Origin of the sequence: Brasilonema bromeliae SPC951 (genome assembly GCF_012912135.1) — a bacterium.
GTDB classification, from domain to species: domain Bacteria; phylum Cyanobacteriota; class Cyanobacteriia; order Cyanobacteriales; family Nostocaceae; genus Brasilonema; species Brasilonema bromeliae.
On the sequence record NZ_QMEB01000083.1, the window covers coordinates 1 to 22,779 of the forward strand.

21 protein-coding genes are annotated in these 22,779 nt (G+C 43.2%); 14 read left to right on the forward strand and 7 right to left on the reverse strand.

What is annotated here, in order from left to right; genetic code table 11:
* Together DP116_RS12490 and DP116_RS12495 are read left to right on the forward strand one after the other, a co-directional pair.
* A partial coding sequence (locus DP116_RS12490; protein WP_211173236.1) for a hypothetical protein occupies positions 1–314 on the forward strand: 314 nt, incomplete at its 5' end.
* 112 nt (positions 315–426) lie between these two features.
* Positions 427–762 (forward strand): hypothetical protein, encoded by a 336-nt coding sequence (locus DP116_RS12495; RefSeq protein ID WP_169155498.1) that lies wholly within the window; start codon positions 427–429, stop codon positions 760–762.
* Between the two features lie 10 nt (positions 763–772).
* Here the strand turns inward: DP116_RS12495 and DP116_RS28565 are convergent, their stop codons facing one another.
* Positions 773–1,081: a hypothetical protein gene (locus DP116_RS28565; protein ID WP_211173237.1), complete on the reverse strand. Its 309-nt coding sequence runs from the start codon at positions 1,079–1,081 to the stop codon at positions 773–775.
* Here DP116_RS28565 and DP116_RS12505 point away from each other — a divergent pair.
* The 3 genes from DP116_RS12505 to DP116_RS12515 all read left to right on the forward strand — a co-directional run bounded on the left by DP116_RS12505 (position 1,067) and on the right by DP116_RS12515 (position 2,755).
* Complete coding sequence (locus DP116_RS12505) at positions 1,067–1,441, forward strand: hypothetical protein (protein ID WP_169155500.1); 375 nt, start codon at positions 1,067–1,069, stop codon at positions 1,439–1,441. The genes DP116_RS28565 and DP116_RS12505 overlap by 15 nt on opposite strands.
* A gap of 16 nt (positions 1,442–1,457) precedes the next feature.
* Positions 1,458–1,838 (forward strand): hypothetical protein, encoded by a 381-nt coding sequence (locus tag DP116_RS12510; protein WP_169155501.1) that lies wholly within the window; start codon positions 1,458–1,460, stop codon positions 1,836–1,838.
* Positions 1,839–2,086: 248 nt separating this feature from the next.
* Positions 2,087–2,755, forward strand: coding sequence for a hypothetical protein (locus DP116_RS12515; protein ID WP_211173238.1), 669 nt, complete (start codon positions 2,087–2,089; stop codon positions 2,753–2,755).
* Between the two features lie 606 nt (positions 2,756–3,361).
* On the opposite strand, the gene DP116_RS12525 is transcribed toward DP116_RS12515, so the two are convergent.
* The 3 genes from DP116_RS12525 to DP116_RS12535 form a co-directional block, all read right to left on the reverse strand.
* Positions 3,362–3,814 carry a PIN domain-containing protein gene (locus DP116_RS12525; protein WP_169155503.1) on the reverse strand — a complete coding sequence of 151 codons (453 nt, stop codon included), beginning with the start codon at positions 3,812–3,814 and terminating at the stop codon, positions 3,362–3,364.
* Between the two features lie 952 nt (positions 3,815–4,766).
* A complete protein-coding gene (gene mltA, locus DP116_RS12530) occupies positions 4,767–6,098 on the reverse strand; it encodes an MltA domain-containing protein (RefSeq protein WP_211173240.1) in 1,332 nt (443 codons plus the stop codon).
* A 267-nt stretch (positions 6,099–6,365) separates the two neighbouring features.
* The gene (locus DP116_RS12535) at positions 6,366–7,691 is read right to left on the reverse strand and encodes a proton extrusion protein PcxA (protein ID WP_169155504.1); all 1,326 of its coding nucleotides are present in this window, start codon (positions 7,689–7,691) and stop codon (positions 6,366–6,368) included.
* A gap of 87 nt (positions 7,692–7,778) precedes the next feature.
* On the opposite strand from DP116_RS12535, the gene DP116_RS12540 reads away from it, so the two are divergent.
* Positions 7,779–10,025 carry a recombinase family protein gene (locus tag DP116_RS12540; RefSeq protein WP_169155505.1) on the forward strand — a complete coding sequence of 749 codons (2,247 nt, stop codon included), beginning with the start codon at positions 7,779–7,781 and terminating at the stop codon, positions 10,023–10,025.
* 186 nt (positions 10,026–10,211) lie between these two features.
* Positions 10,212–10,874, forward strand: coding sequence for a peptide-methionine (S)-S-oxide reductase MsrA (msrA, locus tag DP116_RS12545; protein ID WP_169155506.1), 663 nt, complete (start codon positions 10,212–10,214; stop codon positions 10,872–10,874).
* Positions 10,875–10,927: 53 nt separating this feature from the next.
* On the opposite strand, the gene DP116_RS12550 is transcribed toward msrA, so the two are convergent.
* On the reverse strand, positions 10,928–11,098 hold the full coding sequence (locus tag DP116_RS12550; protein ID WP_169155497.1) for a hypothetical protein: 171 nt from the start codon (positions 11,096–11,098) through the stop codon (positions 10,928–10,930).
* A 111-nt stretch (positions 11,099–11,209) separates the two neighbouring features.
* Here DP116_RS12550 and DP116_RS12555 point away from each other — a divergent pair, with 111 nt between their 5' ends.
* From DP116_RS12555 to trpB, 7 genes are all read left to right on the forward strand, one after another.
* The gene (locus DP116_RS12555) at positions 11,210–12,115 is read left to right on the forward strand and encodes an AraC family transcriptional regulator (RefSeq protein WP_169155507.1); all 906 of its coding nucleotides are present in this window, start codon (positions 11,210–11,212) and stop codon (positions 12,113–12,115) included.
* 187 nt (positions 12,116–12,302) lie between these two features.
* Positions 12,303–12,701 (forward strand): RidA family protein, encoded by a 399-nt coding sequence (locus tag DP116_RS12560; RefSeq protein ID WP_169155508.1) that lies wholly within the window; start codon positions 12,303–12,305, stop codon positions 12,699–12,701.
* Between the two features lie 435 nt (positions 12,702–13,136).
* On the forward strand, positions 13,137–14,231 hold the full coding sequence (gene aroF, locus DP116_RS12565; protein WP_169155509.1) for a 3-deoxy-7-phosphoheptulonate synthase: 1,095 nt from the start codon (positions 13,137–13,139) through the stop codon (positions 14,229–14,231).
* A 550-nt stretch (positions 14,232–14,781) separates the two neighbouring features.
* On the forward strand, positions 14,782–16,977 hold the full coding sequence (locus tag DP116_RS12570; protein ID WP_169155510.1) for an anthranilate synthase: 2,196 nt from the start codon (positions 14,782–14,784) through the stop codon (positions 16,975–16,977).
* 240 nt (positions 16,978–17,217) lie between these two features.
* Entirely contained in the window at positions 17,218–18,066 is an 849-nt protein-coding gene (gene trpC, locus DP116_RS12575; RefSeq protein WP_169155511.1) for an indole-3-glycerol phosphate synthase TrpC, read from the forward strand.
* Positions 18,067–18,135: 69 nt separating this feature from the next.
* A complete protein-coding gene (gene trpA, locus DP116_RS12580; protein ID WP_169155512.1) occupies positions 18,136–18,951 on the forward strand; it encodes a tryptophan synthase subunit alpha in 816 nt (271 codons plus the stop codon).
* A gap of 125 nt (positions 18,952–19,076) precedes the next feature.
* Positions 19,077–20,303 (forward strand): tryptophan synthase subunit beta, encoded by a 1,227-nt coding sequence (gene trpB / locus DP116_RS12585; protein ID WP_169155513.1) that lies wholly within the window; start codon positions 19,077–19,079, stop codon positions 20,301–20,303.
* A gap of 122 nt (positions 20,304–20,425) precedes the next feature.
* Here trpB and DP116_RS12590 read toward each other — a convergent pair whose 3' ends face one another.
* Both DP116_RS12590 and DP116_RS12595 read right to left on the reverse strand, forming a co-directional pair.
* Complete coding sequence (locus DP116_RS12590; protein ID WP_169155514.1) at positions 20,426–21,316, reverse strand: SDR family NAD(P)-dependent oxidoreductase; 891 nt, start codon at positions 21,314–21,316, stop codon at positions 20,426–20,428.
* A 412-nt stretch (positions 21,317–21,728) separates the two neighbouring features.
* Positions 21,729–22,613, reverse strand: coding sequence for a helix-turn-helix domain-containing protein (locus DP116_RS12595; RefSeq protein ID WP_169155515.1), 885 nt, complete (start codon positions 22,611–22,613; stop codon positions 21,729–21,731).
* Between the last annotated feature and the right edge of the window lie 166 nt (positions 22,614–22,779).

A 22,779-nucleotide genomic window follows, 5' to 3' on the forward strand; every position in this document is an offset into this window, starting at 1 on the left:
CCGCTGCATTCGCAGGTCAAAACCAAAGCGTTGACCAATATACCGAGCAAAACGGTGCTGCTGTCAACGGTAGTAGCGTGACTCAAACCTCCATCACCAACAGCCGTCAAGGACAAAATGCAAGAACCACTCGCCCTGGCTATGGCTATGGCTACTACGGTGGTTCCCGCAGAACTCCTCAAGGTCAAGGTGCTCGTCAAACCACCATTCAAAATGGTTCGGCTGTCGATGGTTCTACCACTGATCAATACAGCGAGACCAACAACGACCAGCGTCAAAATGCTACCAATCGTCGTAGCTTGTACCATCGCTAATCATTGATGTCATCAAAAGGCGTTGCCCAATCTTTGGTATCAGTTAATTCTTTTACTATTCAAGCAACGCCACTGTTTCACAATCAATTCATAATTTAGGACGTAGTTAAAAATGGTGAAAAAAACCTTGACTCTGGGTCTTTTGGTCGCTGCTGTGATGGTAATACCAACTGTAGCTTTCGCTGGCGAAGCCGTGACCAAGCAGGAGATTAATCAAAATTCTACAGTTGGTGGTGAAAATAGCCGAGTGAATCAGGCAGCTGACCAATACAGCATTCAGCAAAAAACTGGTTACCCCCGTTCTGGAAGACAAAATGCTAAGCAGCGCATCGACCAAAATGGTGCCGCTTATGATAACAGTAGTGTTGACCAGTATGCTTCTCAAAAAAGCGAGCAACTGCAACGAAATAGACAAAACAGAGGATCTTATATTCCTTACCGCCGTTAAGCCTCAAGTACTAGTCTGTATTTAGTTTGCTGTCCCAAGCTGCTGTTGGTGTTGGGTTACGCATCTGCCAAACTTCTGATGAGTTCAACTCCCGAGATATAGCGGTTCCGGCTAATAAGCCATTGGGTGTTGCTGGATCTACGTGACAAAGCAAACCCAAATAACTCACCAGCTTACAGAAAATTGCAAGTGTCTGTTCACAGTGCGGTGGTGTGTTATAGGTGAGGAGTTGATATAGATGTGACCGATTTCCTAATTTGTTATATGAAATCCGGTTGTTTTTTACGAACAGAGGAATTAAGCCATGCCTGTCAGACAAACTATTTCATTACTAGTGGTACTCTCAGCGCTGATTGCACTACCTGCGAAAATTGCGATCGCAGATGACATTGATGTCGAAGGTAGTACTAGCAGGGTAACAATCGATGAAGACGGTGATATCACAATTAGAGACACAAGACCTACTTACAGAACCACCTATCCTTCTCGTCGGATACCCAATTCTAGAAGAAATATTCGACAATACAGTCTTGATCAGCGTCTGCGGAGTTTGAGATATCCTCGCACAACACAAAGCTACTGTAACGGCAGACGAGTAGTCCGAACAAACACTGTACGCAGTGGCTCTAACAGCGCAAATAGTACTTACAGTTCAACAACCACAACAACTTGTCAATAATACCAAGGGTACATACATGAAATCCAAACTACTTTCTCTAGGCTTTTTCTCTCTAACAGCCGTATCCCCCTTCTTTATTCCTTCCTTAACCCCCTCTGCTTCAGCAGGATGTGTTGGTGTCACAGCTGGGACACAAATAGCGATTTCCAGAGAAGCAAGTCAATCTACAAGAGTTAATCGTCAAAGTTCTCCAGGTTGTAGCGGTAGCACTTCTGTCAGCACAGGAAAGCAAGTTTGTATCAACAATGATGGTGCTTGCGAGCAACGTCGCACTGTGAATCAAAATTTTCAAGGTGGTAACCGCAGGGGGGGTTATGACCCTGTAAAAGACATTAATGTTGATGTCAACGTTCCTGTGCACGTAAAATCACCAAGAGCACCTTTTTCCAACAGGTAAGATAGTCCTAAACGACTCCTATCAAAACTCTGATCTTTCCGAAGTCCCTACCAGGCGAGAACTTCGGTTTCATTGCTAGCTAGGGATCACTTTTGTGAACGCAGAAACTTCTGCTGAGTTTACAATAGCAAGTGAAAATTTTCTTCCCGCCTAACATCTTCTCCAGCTATCAGCAGGTGACGCAATTTTTAAAATAATTGAATTGGCTAATTGTATACCTGCTGTTACTTCAATCTGGTTATGTCATCATGAGTAAATTAGTGATTCTTGCAAGCTGTCTAGTACTTCTAAGTGTTAGTACAGCTTTTGCACAAAATTTCGTCCGTAGTAGCCAGAAAACTTCCTCTGTTATTATTCAAACAGACAGCAATAGCGGACATAGCAGCCAGAGGAGTTCCTCTGTTATTGTTCAGACAGACAACGATGACGAAAATGTTCACGATTCTTCCGTTGTTGTTCCAACAGACAGTTATGACGATGACGACGAGGAAAGTAGCGAAGATTTTTCCGTTGTTGTTCCAACACACAGGAGTAGCGATATGAACAGATCCACAACATTCACTAGCCAACAATCTAGCTTTGGTGATTCCTTTGGATATCAAAAAAGCTCACTTCAGCTAAGTGCGGCGAATTTAAGTCAACCGCATATCTTGAGCATCAATACATCAAATGCTCAAATGACGGGTGAAGTTACTGTAAATGGTAAAGTTGTCAAGCAAATTAACAACGATAAAAACGTTAAGGTTAATTTGTCACCTTATTTATCAGTTGGTGAACACAAGGTGGAAGTATCAGCACGATACAATCCTCCATCATCTTCTGTGAGTGTAGAACTGAGCGGTCCTGGTACTAACGTAGCCCAACAAAATAGTGGTAATGGTGCCTTAAACTACACTATGGATGTTAACGTACGCTAAGATCATGCGATACGCGCAGCGTCAAGCCTCCGGCTTATCGCCAATTGTGTAGCTAGCCTTGAATTCATTCACTGAATCTATAAACAAGCACACGAACTCGTAGTCACTTATTCGCCCCAATAGCTTAATGGCTGCCTTGTAAAGCCTCTGCTATTTCCAGCTATCGCTCTTTGGCTTGCGGACTAGTAGCGAGTTTTTTCGTATTTCTGGATCTGCTGCTTGTGTACTGTACCAAAGACATACCTCTATCTCCTCCCTTGACGCGAGTCCGACGAACGCGTCAAGGGAGTGTAGCGCAGGTATAGGACTTGCTCTAAACCCCGTAGAGGGTTTCCCATAGGGTTGGGTCACAACGATAGCCGTCAGGCGTGCCGTAGGCATATGAAAAATCTGCCAGCCTCCGGAAAAATCGCCCATGTATAAATACTCATTTTTTCCGAAAAATCTACGTTTGGGGCATCTTAGCGCCCAGAGTGTCCTATGCCTGCGGCACGCCTTACGGCGAACGGACACGCACTCGCGTTCGTTGGCGCTAAACCAACGCGCTTAGTAATGAGGCTGGCAGATTTTTCCGGTTTTAATGAAGCGGTATGGTATTTTGAATTGCTATGAAATAGATCTAGTTGTACCTAGTTGGCTTTCCAGGTTTGCACGCACCCACAATTCTGCAACTGACCAAATCCAAAACTTATTTCGTACTTGAGCAAAATTGTCATAGTTATGGGTGACAATTGCATCCAATTTTTCATAACTGGCGCAAACGAGTTCTACAGCAGATTCAAAATCTTGAAGAGGTGAAAAACGTGCTTGTTGAAGAATAGTTTGATCGATAGTACAGACTTGGATTTTGTCTTGCAGCCAATTAACTACTAACTCGGCAATATTTGTATTTCGCAAACGGCTTGCATATGTGTAAATTTTTTGCCAACCAATATCTGTTATGTACATTTGAATCCACGGATGTACTTTATCCAATAATTCACTGACTTCTCCTACCGAGCCATTACGATTCATCAAAGCTTCTAATATTAAATCAGCATCAACTAATATCCGGAACACTTTCAAACCCCATTATTAACGTATTCATATATTGCGGTGAAATAAGATATTAGACTCACTGAGTCAGGAATATACTTATATACAAACTGAAAAGATAGTATTTCCGATTTACGCACAATTCATGAGAAACATAAACTAGCTTTCGCACCACTTTACTGTCTGGCTAGGACGATCAGCTTTTGGTTGAGTGGCTAACATTCTACGTACGTAAGACGTCAGATAAATTTTTGTAGTTCCAAACAAGAGTAAAAGTTATTTCTACCCAAAATTTCAGTCAATATAACATCATATCATTTTAATTTTCTTGAATTTTCACAAAGTTAATAAGTGCTTATTGCCAACAAGTTATAAAATTAACAAAGCAATAAGCGTGATATTACTAATATCTCATAAAACATTCAATCAACTAATAAAAATTTATGAAGTGTTTTGGTTTTTAGAAATAAAATGTATAAACTCTTCTTTAAAAAGAAAATTCCAAATTTCTATCTCAAGAAGGATTCATATTAACATAACACTTCATGAGATTCCAAAACCCATGACTAAAGTCACGGCTAAACAAATAAAGTCTGCGTGATATCTCAAACTTTTGCTAAACAAGGAAAATACAGCAGTTTGAAATCAGATCATGGTACAGAACCTAGGTCCCAAAGCCAGATAAGAAGCTTGTTTTAGTTGTGACTTCTGACGATTGACACCTCTATTTTGCTGTATATAAAATCGAGTTAAGTTAAGGATAGACACCATTACGATCTAAAAACTTTACTATATCTCAATGCCGTTCACTTAAGGATTGTTTTTAAAGATTTAACACGTGTAGAGACCTTGCATCCAACGTTTCTACAAAAGTTACTGTTCTTACAAATTATTTTATCTTAACTGTATTGTACTATATCTAAGTTTGAGGTTATTGTGAACTTAGTTTGTTACAAAATATGACTAATAATGACTATTATTGATGAGATTTCAGCAACAAATAATATAACTGCCCATAACTCACAGTCACGCCAGCGCGATCGCCTGCTATCTTACCAGTACCTAAAAAATAATCTACTCGCCCCGCACCTTTAATTGCACCTCCCGTATCTTGATCAAGAACATACCGACTGACAATTCGATGCTCCATTTGTTTAGTAACAGAATTAACAAAAGGGAAGGGGGCACGAATCAACGCCAAAGCACCAGGAGGCATAAGCGATTTATCCGTTGCAATTGAGCGTTCTGCTGTTAGTGGTACTTTGATAGAACCTTGGGCAGGTGCACCGTGGTTTTCTTGAAAAAACACAAAGCTGGGATCGCGAGGGATATAAACATTTAACTGTTGTGGATACTTCTGAAAATAGTTGAGGATCTTCGGCATCGTCAAACCCTCAAGCGGTAACTTACCATCGTTCGCCAGTTCTCGCCCGATACTCTTGTAGTTGTAAGCGGTGTTACCAGCATAACCTATTGTTGTTTGAGTGCCATCAGGAAGCTGAAGTTTGGCTGAACCTTGAATTTGGGCTAAGTAGGGTTCTAGGCGATCGCGAAACCAAAACAACTCTAACCCCCGCAATCTACCAATTGAAGCTTGCAACCCATCGGCACCTTCTAGTTCCAAGCGTGTGGGATGAGGTTTTTGCCATGAGCTAATATCAGGTGGTATGCGATAAACAGGATAGCGATACTCTAGAGTTGGAACACGACTAGCAGTATAAACTGGTTCATAGTATGCTGTAAACAGCACCGAGCCTTTTTTGTCTCCCCCCACTGACTGGTAAAAAACAAATTCCTTTGCTATTGCTGCATTAAGTTCTACAGCAGATTTAGATTTTAAGACCAACTCCCGGAATCTTTGCAAACTTTTGATCACGTGGTCGCGTGTCATTCCCACCACCTGATACTGTTGATACGCCGCCGCAGCATCGCTAGAAAAAAGGTACTGTAAACTCCGATCTACAGACGTCAACAAAGCTTTTTTATCTGGTGATTGACCGTTTTCGCCCCATAATTGATTATCGAGACAAGAACTATCGCCCTCACAACAAGGAAACGGTGACTTCTGAATGGGTACTAATGGAGGTGGCGCTGTTTGTTGTTGAACAATTGTGTCCTGTAATTGAGTTTGAGAGGATACTGGTAGTTGCCATTTTGTCACCCGACATTCCGGCGGACTCAGTGCTAAATGCCCCAAAGGTTGCATAAGTAATAACAGAATTATAGGAGCTATAGGGAGGCTGATGGCGATACGCGTAGCGTCAAGCCTCCGGCTTATCGCTCGTAAGATTAGCCCACTTTGCCCCATTGGGACAAATGTCTTTTTCATAATTTTTTCTAAAGTGCGTGCCATAGGGCGTATCTTTAAGCAACGATAGGCAAGCGTGGGGTGTGACGAAAATGGCTTCCATCTTACCCCTAACCACTGATGACCATTCAATTATCAGTTATCAACTGTCAATTGTCAGGCATTTAACCCCACGAATTCATTTATAGGGGAATTGAGATCAGATGTCCGACAACTCTTACGAAGTCGGACATCTTGTTTTTTCACAAATCCTTTAAGACTGCTATCTCACTCGTTCATATTGTGATATGTAGCAACAGCAGAAGGTGATATACGATTCAAATAACGGAAGATCCAGTATTTGAATATAGTATCTAAAATTACTGGAAATGTAGCAATAAATAGGAATATGAAATCGTGATTTGCTGGTAATCCCCAATGGCGCGAAATACCTTCTAGAATAACTTCCCATCCATGAGGAGAGTGGAAACCAACAAAGATATCGGTAAACAAAATGATAATAAATGCCTTGGCACTGTCACTGAGACCGTAGACAATATGGTCGAAAAAGTCTTTTAGTACCGCAATCTCTTTTTTGCTAATAAGCAACAACCAGGTAAACGTAATGACAGACAATATATCGGCAAAAACATTTTTAATAGCATTTGAACTGCTACCACGAAATCCTTCAGCAATCTCATGAGCCTTTGTTTTTATCTGATTTTCTATCTGCTCAAGGGATAGTGGTTCAGTATTGCTCAGCAAGTTATCAAATTTGATTCTCTCTTCAAATCTTTCTAGCTCTTCTAGAGCTTCTTCTTCCATTTCATAATTCAGGAATATGGCAGTTTCCTCAGCAGAATTTTTCTCCAAATAACGGTCAACAATAGGTCCAACAACCAGAGCTTTTGACAATTGATGAGTCAAAATAGGAACTATGATGAGCAGAAGGAGGAATCTGACAGATATTATTGTTCTTCTTTGTGTATTACGGAAATTTTTAACAACATCTTGTTCCGCGTTGGGATCTAATTCAACTTGCAGGCGAGAAAAAGTACTAAAAATCGAACGCGGTAACACCCCAATCGTATCTGTCTTACTTTGGGGTGTTTTATTATCTAATCTCTGAATTGATAAATTGTTTTGTTTTAATTGATTAGTCGAGGGGTCTACTCTTGTTAAACTCTTTTCTCGATTGATTGGATGATTGGAATGTAATTCATCCAATCTGGTGTATTTTGCTGTGACTTCATCAATGAATTTGAGTTTTTCTAAAATCAAAGCAGGCTGTGGATACTCTATGGCGAATTCCTTTGCCACTTTTTGATTAGATTCACTCTGAAAAAAACGGCTTGCCTTAAACTCTGTTAGCCGCATTCGGACAATTTTTAATTGTTTTTTTAGCTCTGACTCAAAATAATCCATGACACTACCGCTGTACTTATTTGAGCCAAAGTCTATTTGATTACCATTGAAATATTCATCTTCTATTGCTTTAATCTGTAATGCCGCTTTGTAAGCCTCATCTAGAGAACGCTCTGATGTCCGTAAGTACCATCTGTAAGATGCTACAAGAAAAGGGTATATTTTTTGGCGAAAAACAGAACTAATCATTGTTGGGAATAATCCAGCATTGTTTTATGACTCTTAAACTTAAGTTAACGTACGAAGTGTCTGAAAAAATCTCTAAGGAGATGGTTTATGATTTGGGATTCCCTTTGGGTAACAGGATCTAGCCGGAGTGGTAAGACTGCTCGCTTGGTAAAGGAGTTTTGTAATTGGGTGTTGAGTGAAACGAGTAGCAAAGAGTCATATTATACGAAAAACAAAGGTGAAAAAAATAGCGAGAATATACCAAGACGCTTGTATCTTCATCAAACAGAACCAGGAGTCTTAATTTTGGCTGCCAATGACGAAAATCGCCGGGATTTAGCGGATAGAATTGTTAGAGCAACTGCGGGAAAATATCCAGTACGTTGCAAGACGCCCTTGGGTTTTATTCAGGATGAAGTGACTTTGTTTTGGCCTTTGCTGATTCAATTATTGAAGTTAAAGGCGCAATTTCCGGTACGGCTGCGTCCAGAAACTGAACAAGAACTAGCAACCAAGCTTTGGCGTCCGCAATTGGACGAGGAAACTTTGCGTCGCGCGGGAGATCCGGAGTACCGATTAGTACGTCGTATTTTGGATTTATTGCAACTAGGGGCTTACAGTGGCATAGCGTGTGAGAAAATTGATGATGTTTTGCTCAGCGCTATCGCTCAGCAAGAAAATAGTACAAACCTAGAACCTGAACTCATTATATCTTTGCTACTCAATTGGCGTAACTGGTGTCTAGACAGAGGATTCCTCACCTATGGAATCATGACCGAAGTTTACGGCAAAGACCTCTTACCAAACCCAATTTATCAGCAACAGCTTACCAAACGGTATCAAGCAGTCCTGGCTGATGACATCCAAGATTATCCCGCCCTATCACGCCACCTGTTTGAGTTGCTTCTAAATAGCGGTGCAGTGGGGGCATTTAGCTACAATCCTGATAGTGTAGTGCGTTTGGGACTAGGAGCTGACCCCAACTATTTAGAAGGATTATCAGCACATTGTCGGCAAGAAATTTTGACTCAGCCTCCCTTTTTATCAATTGGAGAAGCTAGCACGATACCGATGCTGGAGCTGATAACAGAACAGATCATTCCTTTAAGCTTACCAGCAGCAGTGCAATCTATTCAAACCATCTCCCGCGCCCAATTATTGCGGCAAACAGCAGAGGTGATTGTTAAAGCTGTTAAAGACAGACACATACAGCCAAACGAAGTGGCGATCATTGCGCCGGGTTTAGATGCGATCGCCCGTTACACCCTCACAGAAATCCTCACCAAGCAAAACATCCAAGTCCAACCTCTCAACGACCAACGCCCCTTGATAAGTTCGCCGATCATCAGAGGATTGCTGACCGTCCTTGCCTTAGTTTATCCCGGCTTAGGACGCTTAGTGGATCGGGATGCTGTGGCAGAGATGTTGGTTGTCTTAAGCAGGGGAGTCTCTGTCATTAGAGGAGAGAAAGAAAAAGAACAAAACCCTCACTCTCTGGTTTCCTCATCCCCCTCATTTCCCCACATTGATCCCGTCCGGGCTGGCTTGATAGCAGACTACTGCTTTGTACCCCATCCAGAAGAACCCAAATTGCTGCCCGTCACGGCGTTTGACCGCTGGGATCGGCTGGGCTACGCCGCCACCACGGCTTATGGTAATATATTGCAGTGGTTAGAAAACCAAAAAACACAACAGGAACTGCGGTTGATTCCTACTCCCATTTCTCTTTTAGATAGGGCAATTCAGCGTTTCTTGTGGAATGGCAACAATCTCCCCTACGACCAATTAGCAGCACTGCGCGAACTATTAGAAACTGCACAGCACTACTGGGAAATTGATACGAGATTGCAACGAACCCCTTTTGTTTCTCCCCCATTAAAAGAGGAAACTCAAGGTTCGGGCACTTCACCTCACTCAACAATTGGCGAATTTATCCAACTACTGCGGCGTGGTACCATTACCGCTAATCCCTACCCGGTTCATCCCATCGGGCCGAAATCAAACGCTGTCGCATTGGCTACCATCTTCCAATATCGCTCTTCTAGACGATCTCACCGTTGGCAGTTCTGGCTGGATACAGGTTCGCCTTTGTGGGCAAAAGGCGGTGCGGCAACTTTATTCGGTGCACCATTCTTCCTCCAAGAAAGGTTGGGCGAACCTTGGACAGTAGAAGATGAAAAATCGGCAGAAGAACAAAGACTGCGAACAATTCTGGCAGATTTACTTGCTCGCGTGTCCCAGAGAGTCTATTTATGTCATAGCGATTTAGCGGTTAATGGGCAAGAACAACTTGGTCCTTTGCTACCTTTGGTACATGCTTGTGTTTCAGTTGTTTCTGATCCTGCCGTTGTTTAACGCATTTCGGCGGAATTCAAGAGTCCGCCATACGATGACCGAGTCTAACACGAAAAAATCTAGCAGCACGCCAGGTGCTACAAGTCGGGAAACCCGCCCACCACACTGGCTCCTTACTACAACGAGTATCTGTACAATATTAAGTAAGGTAAAGAATACTCTCATAAAAACCCAGAGTAAAAATCAATGGTGTTATTTGGATTTGGTAAAAAGTTAAGCCTGCCCACTCCTGAAGAAGCTTTGCCAGGACGAGCAGAAAAAATGCCAGTACCGGATCGTCACTATGTTAACGGTCATCCCCTCAAGCCACCATTTCCAGAAGGAATGGAAATTGCAACGTTTGGCATGGGGTGCTTTTGGGGTGCAGAACGCAAATTCTGGCAGCTAGAAGGAGTTTACAGCACAGCAGTTGGTTATGCTGCTGGTGTCACTCCTAACCCGACTTATAAAGAAGTGTGTTCTGGACGCACAGGTCACAATGAAGTGGTACAAGTCGTCTTTGATCCAAAAGTCATTAGTTATTCTGAGTTACTAAAAGTCTTCTGGGAAAACCACAACCCCACTCAAGGAATGCGTCAGGGTAACGACGTGGGTACTCAGTACCGTTCAGGAATTTACGTGTATTCTGAAAATCAAAGAAAGCTAGCAGAAGCATCACAACAAGCTTATCAGAAAGCTCTCAGTGCTTCAGATTACGGGAAAATTACCACTGAAATTCTGGATGCTCCTGAATTTTACTATGCCGAGGAATACCATCAGCAGTACCTGGCGAAAAACCCCAATGGCTATTGCGGATTAGGCGGGACAAATGTTGCTTGTCCTGTGGGAATTGCCGAACTTAATGCTTAAGTCTGTGACATTGTGTCCCGTTATAGCGCAAGCTTAACGGGACATATTCTTTTCTATAGCAATCCTAAATATTCGTGATAAACAAGATCCCCGACTTCGTAGAAGTTGTCGGGGATCTGTCGCTTACCCGAGGGTAGGCGCAGTTGAGCATTGGGGATATCAGCGATAAAGCTATTACCACTACTGCGATTCACCAGTTGCAACGCTTGCCCGAGGCTGTACATTATTTTGACCCCTCCAAACCTCCGCAAACCTGCGGGGAGGGCAGTAAACGGCGATGGGGTTATTTCTATGCATCTTCATATGAAAATGGTATAAGTTAAATGCTGATATAAATGCTGACAACAAAATCTGTGACAGGGAACCTTCCTAAATCGAGCGAACTCAACCAACGGTTGAATAATAAAACTCTCATGTTGTCCAGTCGGCAAATGGGCTGGAATGGCATCTTGGTTGAGCAGTATCAGAATCTTCCAGCTCCAGCCGAAAAAGAACTTTCTGCCCTGTCAACTCATTGGCTTATCTTACCCGGACATCCCGGCCATTTGCATTGGAAGTTTGACGATCGCCTGCGTGAATCAATCTTTCAGAAAGGTGACAGCCTCTTGGTTCCTGCGGGACAATCAGGCTACTGGCGTTGTCAAAACAGTAAGTCATCCCAGACAGAACTACATATTCACTTACAGCCGGAGTTGGTTGAACAAGTTACCCAAGCGTCTGAAATGGATACAGAGCGCCTCGATCTCGTGAACCATTTCTGTAAGCAGGACTTGCATCTTCAACATATCGCCATGCTGCTGTTAGCTGAGTTGTGTTCAGATGGCATGATGGGTCAATTGTATGTCGAATCATTGACCCAAGTGTTAGTCATTCATCTGTTACGACACTATTCTAAGTCTGCACAAATCATCACATCCGAGAACAGAAGCTTAACTCACGCTCAATTACAGCAAGCAATTGACTATATTCACACTCACCTTAACCGAGATTTATCACTAGCTGAAATTGCAGAAGTCATCAATATCAGTCCCACTTATTTTGCCAGTTTGTTCAAACGCGCTACAGGGATTTCTCCGCATCAGTACGTAATTCAACAGCGAGTGGAACGGGCGAAATCGCTGCTGTCGAAAACTGATTTGGCGATCGCGGACATTGCATTACAAGTGGGTTTCTCCAGTCAAAGTCATTTGACACAACAGTTTAAGCGCCTCACTGGAATGACACCGAAACAAGTTCGCTAATACCATAAGAATCTGACAAATTATTGTAAGAATTTGAAAGCAGTCAAGCATTGGAACTCAATACACTTTAAATAGATAGAAACAGGAGAATCCAATACAGACAGCACCGTCCTTTGCTGAAGCAGTGTTCCGAGACTTTCTTGCCTCTATCGAATGTCAAAATTCCTAATTTCTGTGGGAGAACTGCATGTCTAAAAAACTAATTAACCCGGCAGCGTTATACGATGGCGCTCCTTCTGGGATGTCTCAGGCAACAGTCGATACAAAATCTGGTTTGGTGTTTGTATCGGGTCAGGTTGATTGGAATCATCAGTACAGCACCACCGAACAGACTGTAGAAGGACAATTTAAAAAATCACTAGATAACCTTAAGATTGCCCTGGAGGAAGCCGGCTCTTCCATTGAGCAGTTGTTACAAGTCCGAATTTACATTCGTGGCGAACTTGGTGATTATATGGAGGTGCTTGCGCCGATCTTTTCCAATTTTTTAGGAGAATCTCGACCCGCAGTCACTGGAATTGGTGTAGCTTCCTTGGCATCCCCAGAGACGCTTGTAGAGGTAGAGGCGATCGCCAGCATCAGATAACTTAGTCTGCAAGTTTTTTTATGAGAATCTGGCTTGTCTAATTTATGACTCCGGGTTCGCCCATTTTGGAATGAGTTAGGAAAAATGAGCAGATACGCTCGCAATGACAAAAATACGTTACCTTTGCGTAAGTCCTGAACAACTTGCGCATTTTTGTGTCACCATCTGTTTGCACTCGCGTTCGCTCGCGTTCCCGGCTACAAGACGCAGTCGAGCGCTTATGGCTCTCGTTACGCTCGCGTCTGTCGCGAATCCTCACCCTTTTTTCATCGTTGGCGATAAAACTAGTTTAATTTTCACCAGAGGAATGCATAAACCTTCAACCCCTATCCCTATCAAAATGCAGAAGCGAAAAAACGAGTCCAAGACGCCAAACAAACTTACGGCGGACAAAGACACAAACCAAAACCAAAACTATTTCATGAGGTAAAGAAAATGATTGTCGTCATCAAATCCCAAACTCCCGCATCTGAAATTGAAAGAATCATTCAAGAACTGCATCAGTATTCCGTAACAACCGAAAAAGTTATTGGTAAAGACAAAGTTGTCATTGGCTTAGTCGGTGATACAAGTGTTATTTCTCCTGAACACGTCCAACAAATCAGCCCATTTATCGAACAGGTGATTCGCGTGAAACAGCCTTTCAAACGGGTTTCGTTAGAATATCGCTATGGCGAACCAAGCGAAGTCGTTGTCCCAACTCCCAATGGTCCAGTCACTTTTGGTCAAAATCATCCTTTAATTGTAGTCGCTGGACCTTGTTCAGTCGAAAACGAAGAAATGATTGTGGAAACAGCACAACTCGTAAAAGCTACAGGTGCACAGTTTCTCCGGGGAGGAGCGTACAAACCTCGTAGTTCACCTTATGCTTTCCAAGGACATGGCGAAAGCGCTCTATCCCTGTTAGCAACAGCCCGCGAAGTCACCGGACTGGGGATTATCACAGAAGTGATGGATACAGCCGACTTAGACAAAGTTGCAGAAGTTGCAGATGTGGTGCAAATTGGTGCCCGCAATATGCAGAACTTCTCCTTACTGAAGAAAGCAGGCGCTACTGGTAAACCAATTCTGCTCAAGCGGGGGCTGTCTGCGACAATTGAAGAATGGTTGATGGCTGCTGAATACATTCTGGCTGCTGGTAATCCAAATGTGATTTTGTGTGAACGCGGAATTCGCAGCTTTGACAAGCAATATACAAGGAATATTCTAGACCTATCTGTGGTACCTGTATTGCGTGGACTGACCCATTTGCCAATTATGATTGACCCCAGTCATGCCACCGGCTACTCTAGGTTTGTACCAACAATGGCAAAGGCAGCTATAGCAGCTGGTACAGATTCCTTGATGATTGAGGTTCACCCCAACCCCTCCAAAGCACTATCAGATGGTCCTCAATCTCTGACACCACCGGATTTTGTGGAACTTATGCAAGAACTTGCTCCCCTTGCCCAATTCTTCGGACGTGGAACAAAGTCTGCCTTCACAACTACACCATTTGCTACCAAAACTCATTCGACTGCGGGTGTCTAAGTTGATCAATCAAGAGTGGTTTCTCAAGGGTAGGTAATATCATGTTTACACCAATGACTCAGCGATTTGCCTACCTCAGATTCTTTAATCATTCTGAAATTATTTGGTTAAGGCAATCATGTGTGCGTATTATTCTCTCAGTTTGACTAGAAATACAGTACGAAAATACGCACACTCTAATTTGCTCCGATTTTCTAATTCCAAAACTATAATTGACACTGCTGTTAAATTTTAAGAAATCTTATACCGACAACAACTTGACAAAACCGCTGAATTTCTAACCAATCTTTTGTAGATACCAGAGATGACAATAGGAGCAGTACATATTTTCATCCTAAACGCTCCAAAATCATTTCTTTCTCGAAACTGCATAAGTCAAATTAAATTACATCTATCTAAGATCAGGCCGTTGTTGTCAAGCAACAATCACTCAGAGAAACATGATAGTCAACGTTAGATTTTAACCAGTGTCCTGCACTCAACTTTGTCACCAAGTCGCCAAACTATCCTGGTGAGGATTTTTTTAGTCAGCTTTAAGAGGGTCATATCTATGTCTTTTGACACACAGTCTTACACAACTAAAGGTGGAATCTTCGTATCGCGCTCCGTGACTCAAACTTCGATAGATTCAGCAATTGATGAGGTTTTGATGCGTCTCGATTCCCAACGCGGAGGCTTGCTGGCAAGTAGCTACGAATACCCAGGGCGCTACAAACGATGGGCGATCGGTTTTGTTAATCCACCTTTAGAACTTGTTACCTGTGATAACACTTTTACCATTACGGCTCATAATGAGCGAGGCAAGATACTGCTAGATTATGTGGCAGACTGCCTGTTGGATCAACCATATCTTCAAGCTGTTAGTAAAGAGAACAAGCGTATTATCGGCTCTGTCAAACCAACTGAACGTCTCTTCTCAGAAGAAGAACGCAGCAGACAACCATCTGTTTTCAGTGTTGTTCGCGAGATATTATCTGTCTTCCACAGTCCGGTAGATGAAAACTTGGGACTTTATGGTGCATTTGGCTATGACTTAGTTTTCCAGTTTGAGCAAATGCCAAAGCACCTCGAACGTTCAGCAGACCAAAGAGATTTGGTACTATATCTACCTGATGAATTGTTAGTTGTTGACTACCACCTCCAACAGGCATTCAGAGTGCAGTATGATTTCGTCACTAAGAATGGTAGCACTCGGGATTTACCTCGCACTGGTGAAGTTATAGATTACCGAGGTCAACGTTTAAGTGTGACTCAAGGATCTGACCATGCACCAGGTGAATATGAACAACAAGTCATCAAAGCCCTCGATTACTTCCGTCGCGGCGATTTATTTGAAGTTGTTCCCAGTCAAAGCTTCTATCAAACCTGCGAAAAATCCCCAACCGAACTTTTCCGCACTCTCAAGGAGATTAATCCCAGTCCCTATGGATTCATCTTTAATTTAGGTGGAGAATATCTGATTGGTGCATCTCCAGAAATGTTTGTGCGTGTTGACGGCAGACGTGTTGAAACTTGCCCAATCAGTGGTACAATCCGTCGCGGTGAAACTGCGATTGATGATGCAGCGCAAATCCAGAAGCTGCTGAACTCGCGTAAGGATGAATCCGAACTCACCATGTGTACCGACGTAGACCGCAACGACAAATCGCGGATTTGTGAGCCAGGTTCTGTGCGAGTCATTGGTCGTCGCCAAATTGAATTGTACAGCCATCTTATCCATACAGTAGACCATGTGGAAGGCGTGCTGCAACCAGAAGCTGATGCTTTGGATGCATTCCTGACGCATCTGTGGGCAGTCACAGTCACAGGAGCACCAAAACGCTCAGCCATGCAGTTTCTCGAACAAAATGAGCGCAGTCCCAGACGTTGGTATGGTGGAGCCGTTGGAGGCTTAAGTTTTAAAGGCAACTTGAATACTGGTCTGATTTTAAGAACTATCCGACTGAAGGACTCAGTTGCACAGGTGCGAGTTGGTGCTACAGTTCTTTATGACTCAGAGCCAGAAGCGGAGGCTCAAGAAACTATTACTAAAGCGAGTGCGTTATTCCAAACACTTCGCGTCGTTGAACACAAGAGTGGAGATTTGTCAAGTTTGTCAGGTCTTGACATTCAAGAAGCAAATCCAGGGGTGGGCAAGCGTGTCTTGTTAGTTGACTATGAAGACTCATTTCTTCATACTCTAGCAAATTACATTCGTCAAACTGGTGCCACAGTCACAACACTACGGCATGGTTTTGCAGAATCAGTTTTTGATACAGAAAAACCTGACTTGGTTGTATTATCTCCTGGTCCTGGAAAACCAAGTGATTTTCGTGTAGCAGAGACGATCGCAGCCTGCAAAAAACGGCAAATTCCCATATTTGGTGTGTGCTTGGGCTTACAAGGAATAGTCGAGGCACACGGTGGAACACTGGGAGTTCTGGATTATCCCCAGCATGGTAAAGTATCTATGGTATCTGTTGTTGATCCAGATTCTGTTACCTTCAAAGGTCTACCACAATCGTTTGAAGTTGGTAGATATCACTCGCTGTATGCACTGCCGGAAAGCCTACCCGCAGAACTCAAAGTGACCGCCATGTCTGCAGATGGTGTGATTATGGGCATTGAGCATCGCACATTACCAATTGCCGCCGTTCAGTTCCATCCAGAATCCATCATGACTTTGGCAGGAGGAATAGGTTTAACAATTGTTAAAAATGTAGTCCGTGAATTCATGGCTACAATTCCCTCCTCAGCCATTGCATAATCACCTCTGTTGTAACCCTTTCTGGTTGTAGCCTACCGTCTACACACCGGATCGCTTTTCACCTCACCCTCGCCTTTAGCTACGCTAAAATCTTTCCCTCTCCTTAATAAGGAGAGCCAGTGCGTTGCGGGGGTTCCCCCCGTTGTAGCACCTGGCGTGAGGGATGCCCGACAGGGCAGGGTGAGGTTAAAAATTTTGGGTTAACTCTCCCTTTCTTGAACTAATAACCACTATAAAAAGATGCTAAATTATCACCATCAACCAACTCAAGCAACTGCGTCTACCAAACCACGCCATATTCTCGAAGAAATTGTTGAGCATAAACAGCAAGAAGTTGCCCTCATGAAAGAGCAACTGCCAATAACCGAGTTAAAACATCAGATCAGTCTTGCTCCCCCTGTACGAAATTTCTTGAATGCCATACGGCAAAATTCTACTCCTCCCAGCATTATTGCCGAGGTTAAGAAAGCTTCACCAAGTAAAGGAGTGATTCGTGCTGATTTTGAACCTGTAAAAATTGCCCAAGCATATGAGCGAGGCGGTGCTACTTGTATTTCTGTCTTAACTGACGAGAAATTTTTTCAAGGCGGTTTTAAGAATTTGCAACTTATTAGAAATAATGTAGGATTGCCGCTACTTTGCAAAGAGTTTGTTATAGATCCTTACCAAATTTATCTGGCACGAGTCAATGGTGCAGATGCAGTGCTCCTCATTGCTGCGATTTTAAGCGACGAAACGCTGCAAGATTTTCTGCACATTATTCAGGATTTGGGCATGACTCCATTGGTGGAAGTGCACACCTTGACTGAACTTGACCGAGTACTGGCATTATCAAATGTGCAGCTTGTCGGAATTAACAACCGCAATTTGGAAGACTTTACTCTTGACATCGAAACGACGAAACGCCTTTTGGTAGAACGTCAACAAAAGTTAAGTGATTTAGATATAACAGTCGTGAGTGAGTCTGGTTTGTACACATCTTCTGATTTAGCTTTTGTCGCCCAGGCGGGAGCTAAAGCTGTATTGATCGGAGAATCTTTAGTCAAGCAAGCTGATTTAGAGCAAGCTGTCAAGGAATTAAGAATGTAAATGAGGTTTGCATTTTTCATTCTCCTTTTGCCCTATTAATTTATTGTTCGCTTTCGGTAATTCATTAAGATGACTTCTATCTCTGAACACTTTGAATCTTTGCGCACAAAAAATCAATGTGCTTTAATCCCTTTTATTACAGCTGGCGATCCTGATTTGGAAACGACAGCCGAAGCCCTAGGAATTTTGGATGCTAATGGTGCTGATTTTATTGAATTGGGAGTTCCCTATTCTGATCCATTGGCGGATGGACCTATCATTCAAGCGGCTGCTACTCGCGCCCTCAAGGGGGGAACTCGACTAGCTCATGTTTTAGAAATGGCGCAGTCAGCTACTCGTAGTTTGCGATCGCCCATCATCCTCTTTACCTACTACAACCCCATTTTAAGTCTGGGCATTCAGCAGTTCCTCAAGCAAGTTGCTGATTCTGGAATCAAGGGGTTAGTCGTACCTGATTTACCCTTGGAAGAAGCAGATGATGTGTTGAAGTCTGCTGATAGTGTAGGAGTAGAAGTCACATTGTTAGTGACACCTAACAGTTCAAAAGAGCGGATTGAGGCGATCGCCCGCCAATCTCGTGGATTTATTTACCTAGTGAGTGTCACAGGTGTAACAGGTGTACGCTCCCAAGTGCAAACGCGCGTGAAAGATGTACTCCATGAAATCCGCAGTGTCACCAACAAGCCAATTTCTGTTGGTTTTGGTATTTCTACCCCAGAACAAGCTCATCAGATTAAAGACTGGGGCGCAGATGGAGTGATTGTGGGAAGCGCCTTTGTGCAACGCTTGGCAGAAACGACTCCAGATAAAGGGCTGCGGGCGATTAAAGATTTCTGTGGCGATTTGAAAGCAGCAATTACCCCGACTGCGGGAATTAAAAATTAACAATTTCGGACTTACGCATTTTCTTATCTTCTCTGTACCTGCTGTAGTGAAATTAATTGAACTTTTTGATAGTTTTAGCGTAAGTCCTAAAAATTCAATTCCAAATTTCAAAATCAGGAGATTCCATGTTAGCAGATACACCTAGAACAACTCAGCAACCCGATGCATTAGGCAGATTTGGTCAATTTGGGGGCAAGTATGTACCCGAAACATTAATGCCTGCACTGAGTGAATTAGAAGCAGCGTATCAAAAATATCGCAATGATCCAGATTTTCAGAATGAACTACAGGGACTACTACGCGACTACGTAGGACGTGCTACCCCCCTATACCTTGCCGAACGCCTGACAGCACACTACACCAAACCAGATGGAACCGGACCGCAAATTTACTTAAAAAGAGAAGACTTAAACCATACAGGCGCACATAAAATTAATAACGCCTTAGCTCAGGTATTACTCGCCAAACGCATGGGCAAACAGCGGATCATAGCTGAAACTGGAGCAGGTCAACATGGTGTTGCAACCGCTACAGTCTGTGCCCGTTTTGGCTTAAAATGCATGATATACATGGGCGTCCATGATATGGAACGACAAGCCTTGAATGTGTTTCGGATGCGCTTGATGGGAGCAGAAGTTCGTCCAGTAGAAGCAGGAACAGGAACCCTGAAGGATGCAACATCAGAAGCGATTCGGGATTGGGTGACAAATGTGGAAACCACCCATTACATTTTAGGTTCTGTTGCAGGCCCTCATCCCTACCCGATGATCGTGCGAGACTTTCAAGCAATCATTGGTAAAGAAACTCGCAGCCAGTCTCAAGAAAAATGGGGTGGATTACCAGATATTCTGCTTGCTTGTGTTGGCGGAGGTTCTAATGCAATTGGGCTTTTCCATGAATTTGTCAATGAACCATCTGTACGCTTAATTGGAGTTGAGGCGGCGGGTGAAGGAATTAATACTGAAAAACACGCGGCAACTTTGACACTTGGCAGAGTCGGTGTTTTGCACGGCGCAATGAGTTATGTTCTGCAAGATGAGGATGGTCAAATAACAGAAGCACACTCTATCAGTGCTGGGTTAGATTATCCTGGGGTTGGTCCGGAACATAGTTATTTGAAAGATGTTCAACGTGCTGAATATTACAGCGTGAGTGACGCGCAGGCGTTGGAGGCGTTTAAACGTGTATCACTACTGGAGGGGATTATTCCAGCACTGGAGACTTCTCATGCGATCGCTTTGTTGGAAACTCTTTGTCCACAACTGACTGGTTCTCCTAAAATTGTCATCAATTTTTCTGGACGTGGTGACAAGGATGTGCATACTGTTGCAAAATTCTTGGACACTTTTTAAATGTCTTGAAGGGTTTGAAACAGGTTTGTAGTAAACATTGTTATTAAAAAACAACTGACGGGGGCGTTCTCCGTCAGTTTCATAGTAACCGTTTACAGGAGTTGAAACACTATGGTTGTACGTTAGATTTTTGAAATTACATCAATAGCGCTTGTCCACTGGAAATCAGGATACCGCTCATTATCCAGCGGTTTATTTTGGACGCTAAACATACTATACAAATACTGGCTAGCTTGCCAATGCGGATAGATCTGTTTTTCTCCTTCCGAGTGTGCTGCCCGCTCCCTTTTGTTTGAGACAGAAAAATCTTCCAAGCTTCCCATTGGGACAAGTTTAAAATTTGTCTTTTTAACTTCTTGGCCTATAGCAATCAATTCGTTTGGACTAATCTGGAAACTGGCAATCCGTAGAATTTTTGGAGTTGCGGAGTCTAACGCTGCGGCTGAAGTATAATCTGCCGTATTGTCCATAGTCGAAAAGTCCACTTTCCAGTCAGGATTATCTCCCCAATAGGCGACACTATGATCATTTGGATTATAAAGCGGCGTGTTGTAGCTCAATATATCTGAAAAAGCACCATTTAGTATAGAGGTTGCAGCGATTGGCGATTTGTCTAAATACTTATGGAACTGCTTCCTTAAATCAAAATTTCTGTTCTCGCCTTCAGGCATTTTTGTAAAGTCAGATGAAAAATCGGACGGAATGAAGCGGGGTACGCCCGCAGCTATGGCTGCATCAAGCAATAGGGTTTGGGAATCTACGATTACATCGTGTAGCCCTGCCAACGCAGAGACAACACAGGATACGCCTTGGCATGCATTTTTTAGCTCTTCAACATCTGACATATCCACTGTAATTACCTCAGCACCAAGTTCGGTCAGTTTCTTTATTTTCACTGGGTCAATTTCGTTACGGCTAAGGACACGTACTTCCGCCCCTCTTTTTATCAAAGCTTTAACGATTCGTCCACCGAGATTACCTGTTCCGCCTGCTACTAAAATTGTTTGTTTCATATTATTCTCCAAAATTTAACTTTTGTGCTGTGTAAATGGTTATGGTTCTATATGGCTGCTTTTTTTAAGCGCTCTGTTTTCTAAGTAGTAACAAGCGTGCAATTAAATGAAACTTCTGTACTATCTCAGTATTGAGCAAATTTGAAACGTCGAAGATAAAAGGTTGAGTCGAGAGGAGCTATTATGTACCGTGATTCAGCTAACAACGAATCGCACAACACATCGCCGTCAAACTCAGCTGTTTGCGTCGCCATTGGACGCGATGGGAGGTTTCCCTCTTCATCAAAAGATTCGTCTTTTAACAAGTATTTTAGGTAACCTTCTCGCTCAAAGCTTTCGGTTTTCGAGATAATTGTTGTCTTTTTGCGCTTTTAAAATTTTTTCTTTGAGATCTGCTGATAATTGAAAGATATTATCCTTCACGATAGGCTTTTGGAGAGATGCCGACGAGTTTGCGAAACTGCGTTGAAAAATGACTGTGATTGACAAAGCCGACAGCGAGCGCAATATCGATGATTGGCAGCCTTGTTTGGGTGAGCAGTTGCTTGGCGCGCTCCATTCTTTGATGAGTAAGATAAGCGTGCGGGGCGAAACCGGTTGACTTCTTTAAGGCACGGGATAAGTAATACGGACTCATTCCGACTGTCTCGGCAATTTGTTGCAGCGAGAGGTTTTGATCGAGGTTAGAATTAATATATTCAACAGCTCGGCGGAGTTTCGCTCCTGTCAATCCGCCCGATAATTCGCGCACATTCTGTTCTGATGCGGAATAGTTCCGGATTAGATGCACGGCGAGGGTAACAGCCAGTGACTCGACGTAAATTCTGCCAATCGCGCTCGCCCTCTTAAACTCTGCGTAAAGCGCGCCACCAAGCTGGGTGATTAAAGAATCGCGAATGCCGCCGATTGCCGTGATCTCAACCTGACTGCCGCGAAATGATTCGCCCGCCGCGCGCTCGATAAATTCGGGTTCTAAATCAAACATGACAAGTTCAGTGTCCTGATCCCATAAAAGGGTATGCGGTTGATGGGCGGGAGCAAGAAAGACATTTTCCAAGGTTAGTTTTTGAGAATTTTGCCTGCTGTCTGTCGCCGACAATGTGACGGCATTAAATCCGGAGGTCAGCAGCGGAATTGTAATCTGGATGGCACGGTGCTCGTGTACCGGATAACGGCTAAAAGCGGTATAGAGGTAAGTTACATTCAGTCCCTTCCATTTGAGTGGCAGTGAGACGTTCGCCGATAGAAGAGTATGAACATTATTAACGATCAGCGGCGAATTTTGGTTTTCTGGCATGGGGTATAAGTCGTAAACGAACAGAAAGTTACGCGCTTGGCTGGAACGCTTTCTAGATAAGCATCAATACGGTTCACATAAGAAATTTGCTCTTGAAGGCAAGCAGGGGTGCAGGGGGGCTCCAGGGGCAGAGGAGAATTATTAGTTCACGTGGATTGGCGTCTCC